The following is a 16,209-nucleotide window of genomic DNA, read 5'->3' on the forward strand; positions in this document are numbered from 1 at the left end:
TCATGCCCGGCGACAACGTGTCGTTCGGCGTTGAGCTGATCGCACCGATCGCGATGGAAAACGGCCTGCGCTTCGCAATCCGCGAAGGTGGTCGTACCGTCGGCGCGGGCGTTGTGTCGAAAATCATCGAGTAAGTCGGCTCTACCGACTGGTGGGCGGCAGTTGCTCTGAAAGAGCAATGAGAGCCCACTCGGTTGAACGAAAGAAGGCCGTCCCTCAGGGGGGCGGCCTTTTTTAGTGGCGATACTGGCGATTGCGCTTCGCTCTCTGACTGCCGATTTAGTAATCTTAATCTTGCCTCCATCCTATCCAAAACCCGACCCCCCACCTGTGATCCGTAACAGCAAACGCGGAGCGCGTGAGGCGACCGCCGAGATCAACGGGAGAAGGTTATGTTTGGTTATGAATTCCTGAACTACGGAGCACAAATTCTGCATAGCAAGGATCTGGACGACATGCGCGCCGCTGTTCTGAGCGACGGCGAGCAGGAAGTCGATTGCACGGTCAGCGACTTTCGACGCGAACGGTTGCGCGCCGCTTCAGCGCAGACCGAGTCAGCCTGTCGCGTCGCAGAGTGATCCAAAGGCGGGCGTGATCACGCCTTTGGCTGCCAGGGGGCACGCCCGACCATCCGATCAGCCTCGGCTGTGATGTCGTTCATATGCTGCTCGAGGCTTTGCCTCAGCGCTTCGATCTGATCCTCACTTGCCTTGCGGGGCACCGGATCAGTCCATTCGCGGCACAGGAACACACCTTCGTTGCGCCAGGGGCGGGGCATCAGCAGCCGATCCCACGTGCCAGCCTCGCGCCCGTGCCGCGCAGAGTAGGTGATGCCGAACACCCGTTTGCCCGATGTGCGTGCCCAGACCAGCGGCACGGTTGAAGACACCCGCTCGGGCCCGCGCGGACCATCGGCGGCGATGCCGATCGAGATGCCCTGTTTCATCTTACCCAGCACTTCGCGAGACAGCGCAACATGGCGTTTTCGACTGGACATCGCGATTGTGTCCATCCCGAACAGCTTCTGAACCCGCCCAACCATACTGCCCGCCCGGGCGGCAGAGGTGATCGAACAGATGCGCGCTTTGTCCAGCGGGAAAAAATACGGCGACTGGGCCAATCGCTGGTGCCACAGAACCACGATCACCGGTTCGCCCTGTTCGGCCAGTTGGTCCAGTTCCTCGTAACCGATGCGTTGCCAGCGCGTGGTGCGGTGGACCAGCCGGATGTAACTGGCGATCCGACGCGCGACCCAGTTCAGCACAGCTTCGCTGTCAGCGATTTTCTTGCGGAGGCTCAAGGCTGTGGTCCTTCTGGCTGGTCGAGCCTTGTCTTAAAGAACTGCGCGCCGGGCGCAACTTTTTTGTCGGCGGGCAAACTGACAGCAAAAGTAAAAAAGCCTCTTGAGTCCTCTGCTGCACTGGAATATCTGATGGCCCAGCCTAGGGGTATAGCTCAGTTGGTAGAGCGACGGTCTCCAAAACCGTAGGTCGCGGGTTCGAACCCTGCTGCCCCTGCCACTTCCTTAGAAATCGTCAAAAAATTGCCATAACCGCACGAGATACCATCGCGCGAGGTCGGCAATGCACTTGACGTATCGGGAAAGAAAGAAAAAGCTTGAACAAGGCTGCCGGACACGCCATCAGAGCAGTCCAGATAACGTGCTAGAGTTGCTGGTTTTTTTGAAGGCGCAGGAGCCTGACCGGGTTGGGGGACTCGGGATGAAGCGGGGACTCGGGGGATAATGACTGACATCGATGCATATCTTGAAGAACTCGGGCTGTCGAAATATGCGCCCGTTTTTGCGTCGAACGAAGTTACGCGCGCCGATCTGGCGCATTTGTCGGAACATGACCTGATTGATCTTGGCCTGCCGTTGGGGCCGCGCCGCAGGCTGATGGCGGCGCTGGGGCAAGCGCGCGATGCGGCCCCGGCACCGGTGCAGGGCGGGGGCAAGATCGTTGCCGAACGGCGGCAGTTGACCGTGATGTTCGTCGATCTGGTGGGCTCGACCGCGCTGTCCGAACGTCTGGATCCAGAAGATCTGGGCGAGCTGCTGCGTCGTTTCAAAGAAATCTGTTCGACGTCAGTGGCGCGCTTTGGCGGGCATATCGCCAGCTTCATGGGCGATGGGGCCATGATCTATTTCGGCTATCCGCACGCGCTTGAGGATGCGGCGGCGCGTTCGGTGCATGCCGGGTTGGACATACTAGACGAGTTGCGCCGTATTGACGGGGAAGAACAGCTTAAGGCGCGGATCGGGGTGTCGACCGGCCTTGTCGTGGTGGGCGAAATTCACGGAGAGGGGCTGAAGGAACATGATGTGGTCATGGGCCGCACGCCCAATCTGGCCGCGCGACTGCAGGGGTTGGCCGAGCCCAATACGCTGATCATCAGCCCATCGACCCGGCGTCTGATCGGGAATGCCTTTGAGTTACGGGATCAGGGCGCGTTCGCCCTGAAGGGGTTTTCCGAGAAGGTTCAGGCCTGGACTGTCACAGGGCAGGCACGGATAGAAAGACGCTTTGACATCATGCCGGATGCCGGTGCCGGGCGACTGGTCGGACGTCAGTCTGAGTTCCGCAAGCTCAGTGAGAAATGGCATGAGGCATGTACAGGCGCTGGCCAATCTGTGCTGATCACGGGTGAGGCAGGTATTGGCAAGTCGCGTCTGATCGAGGGTCTCAGTCAACTCGTGCAAGAGCAAGAGGCGCTGCGCCTGAACTTCCAGTGCTCGCCTTTCCATGCCAACTCGGCGCTGTACCCGGTGATTCAGCATCTGGAGCGTGCGGCAGGGTTCGCAACGACAGACGACGATAGCGAGAAGCTCAGGAAGCTATCACATCTGCTGCGCCATCATCCGCCCGAGCATCAGCGCCTGATTGCGGATTTGCTGAGCATCGACGCGGACGAAGAACTTGGCCCTCTGGATTTACCGCCGCAAGTCAAACTGGAACGCACGCTTGATGCGGTGATCGAGCAGCTTGTTGCTTTAGCCCAAGAAAAACCTGTTCTGGTGTTGTTTGAAGATGCGCATTGGGTGGATCCGACAACAGTATCGCTGACCGAGCGTGTGATTGAACGGATCAGCGAACTACCGGTTCTTATGGTTGTCACCGCCCGTCCCGGATTTGATCCCGGTTGGGGGCATCATCAAAACACTTTGCATTTGCCGCTCAAGCGTCTGGCCAATCGCGATGTGGCCGAGATTGTGACTGAAGTGGCTGGCGGGCATACGGTGCCTGCCGAAGTTTGTGACCTGATCGCGGCCAAGACGGATGGAATTCCGCTTTATGTGCAAGAGGTTACGAGAGGTCTTCTGGAATCGGGCCAGCTGCGGCTGACGGAGCAGGGTTATGCACTGCGTGGTCCGCTGCCATCGCTTTCTGTGCCCAGTACGCTGAAGGACTCGCTGATGGAGCGTCTGGACCGGCTGGGCATGGCCAAAGAGGTGGCGCAGACCGGTGCTGTGTTTGGACGGCAGTTCTCGATCGCGCTGCTGGCCTCGGTCTCGATCCTGTCGCCGGCGGTGTTACAGGCTGGTCTGGATCAGTTGTCTTCGGCGGGTATCATATTGCAAGCACCCGACGCGACCGAAGACGAGTTCATCTTCCGCCACGCCCTGATCCGCGACATGGCTTATGACAGCCTGCTGCGGACCGAGCGGCAGGTCTTGCATGACCGCGCAGCCGGTGCGCTTCTGGAAAGCCATCCACAGTTGGCGCAAACCCAGCCCGAGGTTCTGGCGCAGCACTATACGCTGGCTCATCGAACCGGCGAGGCCGTGATGCATTGGCAAAGCGCCGGGCGTCGCGCCATCGAACGTTCGGCCCTGACCGAAGCGCTTACTCATCTGTCCACGGCACTGGAACAGCTTGCCGATCTGCCCAAAAGCCGCGAACGCGATGTGCAGGAGATCGACATTCAGATCTTGCGCGCGGGCGTGCTGCGCTCGACCAGCGGCATTTCCGGGGATGCGACAGGCGAGGCCTATGGCCGTCTGCGCGACCTTTGCCACCGCGCCGAGCAAACCGAGCGCCTGTTCCCGGTGCTCAACGGTCTTTATGCTTTTCATCTGGTGCGCGCCGAATACCGGATGGCACAGGATGTGGCGGCACAGATTCTGGACCTTGCTGCCGAAAGCGGCAAGACCGAGCACCGTATGGTCGGCCACCGCGCCATGGGTGCGGTGCAATTGCATCTGGGACATTTGCCCGACGCGCAAAGCCATCTAGAGCAGGCCTGGTCGCTTTACGATTTCGAACAGCACGGCCAACTGGCATATGTTTATGGCACCGACCATGCTGCGATCACTTCGGCGTTTCTGGGGACCTGCTATTGCCTGATGGGGCGTCGTCAAGAGGCTCTGAATGTGCAACGTAAGGCTTTGGCGTGGGCCAAGGACCTCAAGCATGCCCACAGTGTGGCGCAGATTCTGGTCTATATGTGCAAGGTGCACCTGTTGGCGCGCGATTTGCCTGCTTTGCGACAGGATGTTGAGGCCCTGTCCGAGATTGCCGAACAGCATTCGTTGCCGTTCATGGCGACAATTGCGCGGTTATGGGGCAGTTGGGCCGAGGCGACCGAAACCGGTGACCTTGAGCAGATCGAGAACCTGCGTCAGGCCTCCAAGGACTGGTGGGCGATTGGGGCTGGCAACTACAAGAGCTTCTTCCCTTCGTTGATTGCAGAACTTGAAATTGCGGCAGGCGACTATGAAGCTGCGCAAGACACCCTGAGGCAATCCGCGCAGGTGCGGCGCGAGTCAGAAGAGAAATGGGCCGAGGCCGAGCAAATCCGGATCGAGGCTGAACTGATTGCAAGAACCGGCGGCGATCCCGAACCAGTTTTTTTATGCGCGATCGAGACGGCGCAAAAGCAGGGTGCGTGGCTTTACGAACTGCGCGCGGCGGTTGCGCTGGCCGAATGGCGGCAACGTCGCGGGGAACCCTCGGGCGAGGTGTTGCATACCGCCCTGTCGCATTTTCAACAGGATGCCGAACTACCGGACCTCAAGGACGCGCAGGCGTTAATGGAAACGACCACTTGACCGAAGGGGCCTGTTGCTGCCAGCTTGGGCACGGGCACATAGGGGTTGATACCTAAAATTCGACACTTAGGCGCTGAGACATCGGTCCGGCGCCCCCGCTCTTGTGGTGTGAGGAGACCCGATGAAAAAGATCAGCAAAACCCTTCTGGCCAAGGATATCGTGGCGCAAAGCCGCACCGATCTGGCATTGCAGCAATATCACTCGATCCCGGGCGAGGAGATACGCGCGTTTGTGAAGAAGCTGATTGGCACGGTCACACTGCCCGCAGACCTTGAATACAACCGGGACCGGCAGGTCTGGAACCCGGCGTTTCAGGATTATCCCGAGATCATTGTCTATTGCGAAACCATTCAGGATGTTCGCACCAGCCTCGCCTTCGCGCGTGAACATGACCTGTGGGTCGTGGCGCGATCCGGTCGGCATAGCACGGCAGGGTATTCGGTCAACAACCAGATGGTGCTGGACACCAGCAAGATGCGCTACGTGACCGTCGACCCCGATGTGCCGATGGCCTATGTGGGGCCCGGCACACCGTTCAAGATGCTGAATGCTGAGCTGAACGCGTATCACCTGCATGTGCCGGGCGGGGCCTGTCAGGATGTCTGCGTGGCCGGTTTCATGATGGGCGGCGGCTATGGCTTTACCTCGCGCCGCTACGGTATGGCCTGTGACAATGTGCTGGGCGTCACGGTGATGCTGTGGGATGGCAGTATCGTGATTGCCGACAAGGATACCAACCCCGATCTGTTCTGGGCGATCCGGGGCGGGACCGGCAACAATTTCGGTATCCTGTTGGAAATCCGCTTTCAGCTGCACCCGCTGTACAAGGTCTGGGGCTGTCACATCACCTGGCCGCTGGAAAAGGCCGCCAAGGCGCTGGAGTTTCTTCAGGCCAACTACATGAGCACCTGCGAAGATGACCGTTTCGGAGCCTATATCTTTTTGGCCTATCAAGGGGACAGGAAGGTGCTGCTGCTGTCTGCGCTTTATGATGGGACGCCCGACGAGGGGAAGGCCTGCGTCCAACCACTGCTGAGCGATGAAATCGGCGGCGAGATGGGTGAGGATGACGCAAACTACGGCACCTATCAGGAAATCAACTCCTGGCTTTATGACGACAAGTACGACATCCCTGTCGTGCCTGATCAGGCCCGCGAGGATAAACAGGCGGGATATATCAAACGCCAGCTCTCCGAGGCTGAATGGCAGCGCGTTGTGGATTACCTGGACAGCACGCCCAATGCCTATGGTGCGGTTGCGATCGAACCCTATGGCGGAACGATCAACCGGGTGCCGCTGGGCAAAGAGGGCAATGCCTTTATTCACCGCGACGTATCGCTGAATTTCTATGTCGATGTGTTCTGGCTGTCGGAAGAGGAAAAAGAAACCGTGGTGCCGTGGCTCGACGGGTTCATGGAGCTGATGACCGAAGAAGGCTATTTCATCGATCGCGTCTATCAGAATTACCCGCGCCGGACCCAGAAGAACTATCGCTGGCAATACTGGGGCGAATACTTCAACTCGCTGCTGTTCGTGAAGCAGAAATTCGATCCGCATAATTTCTTCCACTATCAGCAGAGCATTTCGCCGGTGCCGGATGACGCGCCGCCCGAGATTATCCGGGACCCGTCCGAGTCGATCTTTGACGACCCGACCATCACCTATGAGGACTATTCGAACCCCTGAAAGCGGGGGCAGCCACGGCCAAACGGGGGAGAGCCCAGCATGGACACGATCCAAGAGATTTTCTTTCTGCCGCCTATCGCGGTTGCCCGCTTGGGGCCGGGCGAAACACCGCTTGAAAGCTATGAATGGCAGCAGGATATGGATGCCCATGGCAACAACAAGACGGTCATCCGGTCGAACATAACCCTGCGCGAGGTTGAGGATGGCAGCGTCACTGCGTATCTGCCCGACCCCGACACGATCCGCTTTCGTGATGAAGGCGGTGCGCTGCGCCCGGTTGCCCCTTTCTTTGAGCTTTGGGCGCGTATGCACGATGCCGAGACCAGCAAGGAATACGAAGTGCCGGTCACGCTGGACCTTTTGGACGAACAGGGTCTGTCGCTGGAAAATGTGCGCTATACGGTCACCGTGGGCAACACCAAGGCTGAACGGCGAACCGGCGATGCGGCCTGCGGTTTCCGCGCACGGGTCGAGATTGCGGGGCAGGATTTCACGCCCAAACCTCTGCTGGCGTTCAGCCCTCATACCTCTGAACAGCAGCCGATGGTTTATGAGCATAACCCGATCCCGCTGGGCTCGGTCCGCGCGATCCATCCGGTGCAGGGTCATGATGAACCGGTCGAGGGCGAATTCGTTGACCGCAGCATCCTGCGCCTGCGTTTTATGCCGCCCAAGGGCGAGGTCTATGGCCCGCCTGACGCGGCCTATGGTCCGGCGACGCTGGCCGTGCCCGGATATCAGAACGACCCGGCGAAATCGGAATATGGCCGCATCCACGAAATTGTGCCCGAACAGAACCGCATTCTGAACCCCGACACCCCGTGGTCGAAATGGATCATGATGTCCGGCACTTCGGACGACCCCGAGCCGCATGACAGCTACGACGGTGCCCGCGTCGGCAATGACCAGTCCTGGGGTGTGGCCGATGACACCAGCGATGGCGTGATCGAGGCGACTTTGGCGGTGCGTGGCGAGCGTCTGACCGCGCGTGCGCAAATCATGACCGGCCCGCCCGATTTCGCGCCGGACGCAAGACCGTTCTACAGCCTCGAAGATGATCTGGCTGATCGTGATCTGTCGCTGATCTCGGTGACCGAAGACAATTTTCAGCAGGCCAAGGCCGAGGTGGTCGACATCTTCCGCCGCGCGTTCGAGACCAACAGCCTGATTAATCTCGACGATATCCGCGCGCAGGGTCTGAAAGACAATGCCAAGTTGCAGGCCAAGACCGGGATTTCCCCGACGCCGGGCCTGCCCTCGACCAACGCGAAATCCATGACGGCAGAAGACGCAAGGCCGCCGGACAAGATTGATGAACTGATCCGTCCGCAGCCCGCCTCGGTCTTTTCGAACTCGGTGCCCAATGACCGTCTGCCCTATACGGTCGCCACGAAATTCGTGCATGAGCAGTTGATTGACGAGGCCAACCTGCTGGATTTCCTGCGCCGCCGTCCGGATTTCGTGAAGACCTTGCTGCGCCCGCCCTATGGCATCCTGCAAGAGCTTGAAACCGACCCCAACCCGGATCAGGCCCCGAACCCCGAATTCCGGGACCCGCGCAACATCCGCGATTCAATGCATGACGCGCGGATGCCGCCTTATATGCGCGATTCCAACTACTATCCGCTGTCCCTGTCGCGCAGGCAGTACCATCTGGTGATCTCGTTTATCGACTATCTGGTGGCCATGGGCGATGAACCCGCAAAGCCGGTGCAGACCGAGATCACGCCCCGGAACCTGACCGCACGCGCGGCCTTCAAGGTGCCGGGAAACCCCGACAATACGCGACTGGACGGATCGGTGGGCAATTGTTTCCCCGGTCTGGAAATGGACGTACGCAACCTCGACCGGCGTTTCTTCCCCGGTCTGGTGTTCAATGCCGTGCGCGTGCCGCTGAGCCCCGTGCCCGAGGCACCCAAGAACTCGCAGGGCTTCCATCTGGTCTTTGTCGACTACTTCTACGACCCGATGTTGCCCGACAACAGCCCCGAGGAATGGGTGCAGACCCTGCTTGAGGGCTATAGCGGCGATGTGGGCGCGAAGCTCAGCCAAGGGCGCTGGTTCCTGTCCTGGGTCGAACAAAGCGGCAAGCGTATCACGTTCCAAGAGAAAGACGGCACGCCCTACGACGGATTGATGGTCTGGCGCTTTATCCGCAGTCTGGAATGCGGCGATGATAAACCGATCAGCATCGCGCTGGAGCGGCGCAACCACGAAGGCATCGTGGATACCAAACAGGTTGTTCTGCACGGCTATCGCCGCCAATACCGTACTGAGGCCGGCGCATTCAGCGAGGCTTATGATCCCGGCGAGCTGACGCAAAGCCTGTGCAACCCGTGGTCCCATGATTTCCGCGATTGCGGCTGCCATTACTGGCCCTCGAACCACCCCGATGTGGTGATGGCCGAGGTCGCGCATGACGATCAGCTGCCCTCGGGGCAGTCGAAGAACCCCATTGAGGCCGAGACGTATCTGGATTGGCTGCGCTCGGACAAGTCGCCATCTGGCAATGTGGCGGCGCTGAATACTGTGGAACAGAACCGCCCCTATCAGATCGACCACTATCAGGTGAACCAGATGTGGAGCGAGCTGCCAATCGTGGTCGAAGGCCGCGAAACCGGCGAGGTTTATGAGGTCGATCCGGAATTGCCCGGTGTCGAACCCTATGACTCGCCCGAGGATATGATCAAAGACCTCAGGACCCGTCTGGCCCCGATGGAGATGACGCTGAGCCTGCAGTATCTCTATGCCTATTTCTCGCTGGCGGACCCTGAGACGGTGGATGCCAAGAAGTGGCCGACACTGAAGGATGACCTGATCTTTGCCCGCCGCTCGGTGTTGGAGGTCGCGATAGGCGAGATGACCCATATGCGCTGGGCGAACCAGTTGCTGTGGGAGTTGGAGCCCGAGGGATATGAACCCGTACTGACGCCCTCGGAAACCCTGCCATCGGGCGAAGGCAAGGGTAAGACGCAACCCCGCGAACTGCGGCCGTTGACCGCTGAGGCACTGACCGATTTCATCGAGATCGAGCGCCCCGGCGGCTATATCGACCGGGCCTATGCGCAATGCGTGGCGACGCTGGAGCAAGAAGAGCTGTTCCCCGAACGTCGCCTCTATGCGTTGGCGGTGCGGATCGACACCGACGGGGACGAGCATTTCCTGCGCTTTAGCCAGATGAAGGACGTTTTGGCCAAGTACGACACCGGCGAGGGCACGCCCGCCTATCTGCGCAAGATTGACGTGGGAACCGAAGCAGAAGCCAAGGCCGCGCTGGATCTGTATGCCAAGGTCAAGGACGGGCTTGCCAAGGCCTATGCGCTTGAGGCCGAAGGAAAGCTTGAAGAGTCTCAGACCTATATTCAGCAGGTCCGCGACGACATGAAGCTGTTCCGGATCGAGGGCGAGGCGCTGGCCACAAAAGGGATCGGCATTCCCTTCTGGAAAGGGGGCAAGGCGTGATCCCACCCGCCGCGCAGGTACATTTCTTTGAGACCGAGCATGGGGATCATATGCTGGCTGTCGACGGCTCGCGCGTGTTCGACGTGCCGGAGGGCACGGCGGGCCGGTTTGAGGCGATGGACACCAAGGGCCAGGGTGATTTTCTCAGCTCGATGGGGTTGGATGGAACGCCGTTCATCGACGACACGCCGCCGCAGGACATGCCGGTGCGGTCGCTGTCGCTGGCTGTGGCGCAGAAATGCAATCTGGCCTGCACCTATTGCTATGCGGCGGGCGGCGAGTTTGGTGGCCCGGCGCGGAATATGGAATGGGAGGTTGCCAAGGCTTCGGTCGACCGGCTGGTGACCGAGGCAGAGCCCGGCGTGCGCATAAACCTCGCTTTTCTGGGCGGTGAGCCTCTGATCAACCGCGATCTGGTGCAGCGAACCACCGACTATGCGGTGGAGCAAGCCCAGGCCAACGGGTTGAGCGTTGGATTCTCGATTACCACCAATGGCACCTTGCTGCGCCCCGAGGATGCAGCGTTTTTCGAGGCCCATGGTTTTGCGGTCACCATCAGTCTGGACGGGGTGGGCGAGGTCCATGACAAACTGCGCCCCAATCGCGGTGGCCGGGGTAGTTTCGACACGATCCTGAAACGGGTCGAGCCTTTGCTGGCTGCGCAACATCGCATGCAGGTTGGCGCGCGCGTGACTGTGACGCCGCAGAACATGAACCTGCCCGAGACGCTGGAGCAGTTCGTGGGGATGGGATTCCACTCGATAGGGTTCTCGCCAATGCTGGCCTCGCCCAACGGTCAGCATGAGCTGGACCAAAACGATCTGCACGAGATGCTGACCCAGATGATCCGCTGCGGTGAGGTGTTCGAGGCGGCGGTGATCGATGGTCAGCGCTATCCGTTTTCGAACATGGCGGCGGCGATGCAGGAAATCCATCGTGGTACGCACCGCCCCTATGCCTGCGGGGCAGGGGGCGGCTATTTCGGCGTGTCCGCCGATGGCGGCCTGTTCGCCTGCCACCGGTTTGTTGAAGACGACGCGGGGGCCATGGGAAATGTCTATGATGGCCCCGACCTGCGGCGCGAGAGCTGGCTGGCGGATCGTCACGTCCACACTCAATCCCCATGCACCACCTGCTGGGCGCGTTACCTGTGCGGCGGCGGATGTCATCACGAGGTGATCCATCGTGGACGCCCCGCCTGCGACTATATTCGCGGTTGGCTGCATTACTGCCTGCAGGCCTATGTCCGCCTGTCCGAAGTGCACCCGGACTATTTCGGTGCGCCGGTACAGGCGGCCTCTGCCTGAGCGTATGACGATCGAAACCGAAATCTGCGTGATCGGTGGCGGCCCGGCAGGCAGCGCTGCAGCGCTGAGGCTGGTGCAACTCGGTCGCCGTGTCTGCCTGATCGAACGCCAATCTTTCCCGCGTCCGCATGTCGGTGAGTCTCTGCCCCCGTCAATCTGGCCGATCCTGAACCTGCTAGGGTTGGGTGATGCCGTCGCGCAGGCCGGGTTTCTGCGTGCAAACGGCTCGATCCTGCATTGGGCCGGGGCGTTCGAGCGGCGCGGGACGGATGGTGATCAGCCGGGTCTTCTGGTGGACCGTGGCCAATTCGATGCGGCGCTGCTGCATGCTGCGCAGGCCGCAGGCGTTCACGTCATCCAGCCCGCGCGGGTCTACCGCCCGGCGCGGGTGCGGGCCGGATGGAACATACCCATCCGCACCGAGACCAACACCTATAAGGTTCGGGCGCAGATTCTTCTGGACGCAGCAGGGCGGCAGGCGGGGCTAGGCCGTCGGTTCCGCCCGGCCTCGCAGCCTCTGATAGCGCTTTATGCCTATTGGCGGGTGCCACCGGGCTTTGGCCCCCAGGCCCGGGTCGAGGCAGGTGCCTCGCATTGGTACTGGGGCGCGGTGTTGCCCGGCGGCGTGATCAATGCGATGGTCTTTGTCGATCCCGACACGTGCACCGGGCTCTCGCCTGCAGGGCGGCGTGATCTCTATCTGAACCTGCTGGCGCAATCGACCCTGCTGTCACCTTGTCTGGAACAGCGCCGCATCGGGCCGGTGCGGCGTGTCGATGCGACCAGCCGGGTCGAGACGACGCCCCCATCGCGCGATCTGTTGCGGGTGGGCGAGGCCAGCTTTTCTGTCGATGCGCTGTCCTCGCAAGGGGTGCAACTGGCGATGGGGCAGGCCGTGCAGGCGGCGGCTGTGGTCAACACCCTGCTAGAAGTCCCTGCGCATCACGATTTGGCCCTGTCCTTCTACGCAGACAGGCAGGCCGAGCGTGTGCAGGCCCATGCTGCCCTGTCCGCAGATTTCTACGCGCGACAGCAGGCGGTTACTCCCTCCGCCTTCTGGGCGGCGCGGGCGCAGCCCTTAGATTGGCTCAAACCCTTGGAGTCGGGCGCTAACCCGGACCCGATGCACCCCGAGCAGGCGTTGAAACTGTCGCCTGAGGCAAATCTGATCACCTCTGGCGTGCAGGGTGCGCGTGTGATTGAACCCGGCCTGGTCCTGAGCCACCCCAACCTGCCGCGCCCGGTGGCCAATCTGGAGGGTGTCGCGCTGGGGCCGCTGTTGCAACGATTGCAGGGCGCTGCGACCGCTGCAGAAATCACAGCGCTGTGGGCAAGTCTTCTGGATCCGGCCCGGGTCGCGCGCATTCAACGCTGGCTGTGGCATCATCGTATCCTGATCGCCGATACGGACCGGTCGTAATCGCGGTTTCCTCGGCCCGCCGAATGGCTTAAGGTCCGCCCACGATGCCAACTGCCAACAAAGAGGTCGCATGTCGCGTTTTGATGGGTATTTCCTGCGGCAGTTGCTGGTGCTGTTTGGGTTTTTCACCCTCGTACTTGTCGGGGTCTTCTGGATCACGCGCTCGGTCAGCCTGTTTGATCGGGTGATCAGCGGCGGCCAATCGGCGTTGGTTTTTCTGGAATTCACCGCTTTGACGCTGCCCACCTTGATCCGGACGGTGATGCCGATGGCGGTATTTGCCGCAGCGGTCTATGCGACCAACCGGTTAAGCCGCGAAAGTGAGATGATGGTGATGCTGGCGACGGGCTCCAGCCCTTGGCGGTTGGCGCGCGCTGTCCTGATGTTTGGTCTGTGCGCGGGCTTGATGATGGCTGTCATCAGCGTGTTCTTGCGCCCTGCCTCGGTCGAGCAGCTTGAGCAGCGGCAGGCCGAGGTGGCGGGTGACGTGACAGCGCAGTTGCTTAACGAGGGGGAATTTCTACATCCGGCCAAAGGTGTGACCGTTTACATCGGCGATATCGATCTGGATGGCACCCTGCACGAGGTCTTTGTCTCGGATCGGCGGGATGAGATCAATCCTGTGAGTTATTCGAGCACCACGGCGTATCTGGTCAACCAAACCTCGGGCATTCATCTGGTGATGTTGGACGGAGTGGCGCTCAGGTATGATCAGCAGGGAAACACGTTGTCTTCGACCCTGTTCGAGGATGCCTCATACGACATTTCGGAGTTGACCCGTGATACGGATATCGGCCTGCGCAGCCGCGAAGCCATTCCGACCATCGAGTTGTTGCAGGATATCGAGGCGGTCGCCGAGTCGGATGAGCATTCCGTTGGGCAGTTGGTTGAGGAGTTGCACCAGCGCTTCTCATGGGTCGCGATTTGTATCGCCGTTGCACTGGTGGGCTATTCGGCGCTGATGCTGGGCAGCTTCTCGCGCTTTGGACTCTGGCCGCAGATATTCGGAGCATTCACCATTCTGGTGCTTCTGGAGGGCGTCCGGGGGTTTGTGGCCCCCGTTGTGATTGATGCTCCACGGCTATGGTTTCTGCTGTATATGCCGGCGGCGATCGGGGTTGCGTTATCTGTTGTGTTTCTGTCTCTCGCCGGGCGCCCGCTGTTCCGACGCAGGCCACGCGGCGACGCGATCGGGCTGACGGCTGCCGAGTCTTAGCAAGCGGCCATCAGCCGATAGACGATTTGTGCCGCCGTGAAATCCCAGGCTGCGTTGCCGTCGGGCGCCAGTTCAACCACATCGAAACCCACGCATGTCCTGCCTTTAAGCGCGTGTTCGACAAGTCTTAGGGCCTGATAGTAACCCAACCCCCCGGGCACGGGCGTGCCGGTGGCGGGCATTTGTGACGGATCCAGACCGTCAACATCGAAACTGACATAGACCAGTTTGGGGAAATCCTCTGGCAGATCGACGGCGTGGATATTGCCGGTGACCAGTTCTTCGGCGTCGATGTGGAAGACATGGTTCTTGAGGCGGCTTTGGGCCTCTTCCACCGAGAAGGCGCGGACGCCGAACTGAGCAAGCCGGACACCTTCTTCGGCCAACAGATGCATCACAGAGGCATGCGAGTGCTTCTCGCCCTGATACGCGTTGCGCAAATCGGCGTGCGCATCGATTTGCACGATCCCAACGGGCTGGTTCAGCGCGCGCGCCACGCCCATCACCGCGCCATAACTGAGTGAGTGTTCTCCGCCCAAAGTTACGGGCACTTTGCCCGCGCGAATGGCGGCCTCGGTCCGTTGGGCGAGGCGTTCCATGACCTCGGGCAAAGGGCCTTCGCAGTCCAACGGGTCTTCGGTGAAAATGCCTTCGACACAGGGCTCGGCATGACCGGTGATGCGTTCCAATTCGTTGCTGGCTTCGATGATGGCCTCAGGGCCTTTGGCTGTACCAGAACCATAAGAAACCGTGCGTTCCAGCGGCACCGGGATCACGCGAAAGCGCGCGTCTTCCGAGCGCTCAGCTTCGGTCAGTTCACTGTCGAGGAAAATGCTCATGAAAGGCGGTCCTTAAAGTCGTCATAACCGAACTGTTTGATGATCTTCAACTCGTCCGTTTCGCTGTTCCATAGGGCGATGGTCGGTAGGGGAACACCGTTGAACGTGTTGGTTTTGACCATCGAGTAATGCGCCTGATCGAGGAAGGCAAAGCGTTGCCCGATCTCCAGCGGTTTGTCCCATGTATAATCACCGATCACGTCGCCCGCTAGACAGGATGGGCCGCCGAGGCGATAGGTGTGGCCCGCCTCGGCCTCGTCCATCAGGGCGGGGCGATAGGGGGCCTCGATCACATCGGGCATATGGCAGGTGGCCGAGATATCAGTGATCGCAAGGGTCATACCATTGGTGGGCAGGTCGAGGATTTCGCCGACTAGAATGCCCGCGTCCAGCGCGACGGCCTCGCCGGGTTCGAGGTAGATGTCGATATTGTGGTTTTCGCGGAGGGTTTTGATGAAATCGACCAACCCATCGCGGTCATAGTCATCGCGAGTGATGTGATGTCCGCCACCGAAGTTCAGCCATTTGAGCTGGTTGAGGAAGGGTTTGAGTTTCGGCTCAACCGCGTCCCACGTCCGCTGCAATGGCTCAAACCCTTGTTCGCAGAGGGTGTGCATGTGCAGGCCGTCGACTCCGGTCAGCGCTTCGTTGGTCAGTTGGCTGACGGGTGTCCCGAGGCGCGAGCAGGGCGCGCAGGGATCGTATTTGGGAATCTCGCCTTCGGAATGCTCGGGGTTGATGCGCAAGCCGACTTGCACATTCGCGGCTTGGGCTTTGGCAAGAAACCGGTCCTTTTGCACCGGAGAGTTGAAGATGATGTGATCGGAGAGCGAAAGGATTTCGTCGATGTCGGCATCCTTGTAGCCGGCGCAGAAGGTTGCAACCTCGCCGCCGTATTCCTCGCGGCCCAGACGGGCCTCGTAGATGCCGCTGGCGCAGGTGCCGCCGAGGTGTTGGCGCACCAGCGGGGCCAGCGCGAACATCGAAAACGCTTTGAGTGCGCTTAGCACGTGCGCGCCGGAGCGGGTGCCGATCTCGGAGAGGATGGTCAGGTTCCGTTCGACTGCTTTTTCGTCGACCACAAAGCAGGGTGTGGGGACGCGGCTGAGGTCGAAAGTGCGGAAGGCACCGGCGTCACCGGCTTGGGTCGTCATCATGTCGGACATGTCAGGCGTCTCCGATTTCGGCACCCGCTCCGGCGAGATCGGAAGAGCACACGTCTGAACTC

At 60.5% G+C, this 16,209-nt stretch carries 11 protein-coding genes and 1 tRNA gene; 9 read left to right on the forward strand and 3 right to left on the reverse strand.

What is annotated here, in order from left to right:
• Both ACR0KM_RS20695 and ACR0KM_RS20700 read left to right on the forward strand, forming a co-directional pair.
• Positions 1 to 134 (forward strand): EF-Tu C-terminal domain-related protein (locus tag ACR0KM_RS20695; RefSeq protein WP_480865450.1); only part of this gene is annotated, 134 nt, incomplete at its 5' end.
• A 258-nt stretch (positions 135 to 392) separates the two neighbouring features.
• Positions 393 to 578 (forward strand): hypothetical protein, encoded by a 186-nt coding sequence (locus ACR0KM_RS20700; RefSeq protein ID WP_480825282.1) that lies wholly within the window; start codon positions 393 to 395, stop codon positions 576 to 578.
• 17 nt (positions 579 to 595) lie between these two features.
• Here ACR0KM_RS20700 and ACR0KM_RS20705 read toward each other — a convergent pair whose 3' ends face one another.
• On the reverse strand, positions 596 to 1,300 hold the full coding sequence (locus ACR0KM_RS20705) for a lysophospholipid acyltransferase family protein (protein ID WP_480825280.1): 705 nt from the start codon (positions 1,298 to 1,300) through the stop codon (positions 596 to 598).
• 144 nt (positions 1,301 to 1,444) lie between these two features.
• On the opposite strand from ACR0KM_RS20705, the gene ACR0KM_RS20710 reads away from it, so the two are divergent.
• The 7 genes from ACR0KM_RS20710 (at position 1,445) to lptF (ending at position 14,142) form a co-directional block, all read left to right on the forward strand.
• Positions 1,445 to 1,520, forward strand: a tRNA-Trp gene (locus ACR0KM_RS20710).
• Positions 1,521 to 1,744: 224 nt separating this feature from the next.
• The gene (locus tag ACR0KM_RS20715) at positions 1,745 to 5,050 is read left to right on the forward strand and encodes an adenylate/guanylate cyclase domain-containing protein (protein ID WP_480861681.1); all 3,306 of its coding nucleotides are present in this window, start codon (positions 1,745 to 1,747) and stop codon (positions 5,048 to 5,050) included.
• A 121-nt stretch (positions 5,051 to 5,171) separates the two neighbouring features.
• Positions 5,172 to 6,737: an FAD-binding oxidoreductase gene (locus ACR0KM_RS20720; protein WP_480861683.1), complete on the forward strand. Its 1,566-nt coding sequence runs from the start codon at positions 5,172 to 5,174 to the stop codon at positions 6,735 to 6,737.
• 39 nt (positions 6,738 to 6,776) lie between these two features.
• Positions 6,777 to 10,199: a ferritin-like domain-containing protein gene (locus tag ACR0KM_RS20725; protein ID WP_480861685.1), complete on the forward strand. Its 3,423-nt coding sequence runs from the start codon at positions 6,777 to 6,779 to the stop codon at positions 10,197 to 10,199.
• Positions 10,196 to 11,506 carry a radical SAM protein gene (locus tag ACR0KM_RS20730; protein ID WP_480861687.1) on the forward strand — a complete coding sequence of 437 codons (1,311 nt, stop codon included), beginning with the start codon at positions 10,196 to 10,198 and terminating at the stop codon, positions 11,504 to 11,506. Before ACR0KM_RS20725 ends, ACR0KM_RS20730 begins: the two co-directional genes overlap by 4 nt.
• Complete coding sequence (qhpG, locus tag ACR0KM_RS20735) at positions 11,478 to 12,926, forward strand: flavin-dependent monooxygenase QhpG (protein WP_480865566.1); 1,449 nt, start codon at positions 11,478 to 11,480, stop codon at positions 12,924 to 12,926. The genes ACR0KM_RS20730 and qhpG overlap by 29 nt, the downstream gene beginning before the upstream one ends.
• 70 nt (positions 12,927 to 12,996) lie before the next feature.
• On the forward strand, positions 12,997 to 14,142 hold the full coding sequence (gene lptF / locus ACR0KM_RS20740) for an LPS export ABC transporter permease LptF (protein WP_480825268.1): 1,146 nt from the start codon (positions 12,997 to 12,999) through the stop codon (positions 14,140 to 14,142).
• Here lptF and speB read toward each other — a convergent pair.
• Together speB and nspC are read right to left on the reverse strand one after the other, a co-directional pair.
• Positions 14,139 to 14,981, reverse strand: a complete 843-nt coding sequence (speB, locus tag ACR0KM_RS20745) for an agmatinase (protein WP_480861691.1) — start codon at positions 14,979 to 14,981, stop codon at positions 14,139 to 14,141. The genes lptF and speB overlap by 4 nt on opposite strands.
• Positions 14,978 to 16,147 (reverse strand): carboxynorspermidine decarboxylase, encoded by a 1,170-nt coding sequence (nspC, locus tag ACR0KM_RS20750; protein WP_480861693.1) that lies wholly within the window; start codon positions 16,145 to 16,147, stop codon positions 14,978 to 14,980. The genes speB and nspC overlap by 4 nt, the downstream gene beginning before the upstream one ends.
• Between the last annotated feature and the right edge of the window lie 62 nt (positions 16,148 to 16,209).

This window comes from Ruegeria sp. G10, assembly GCF_056533645.1.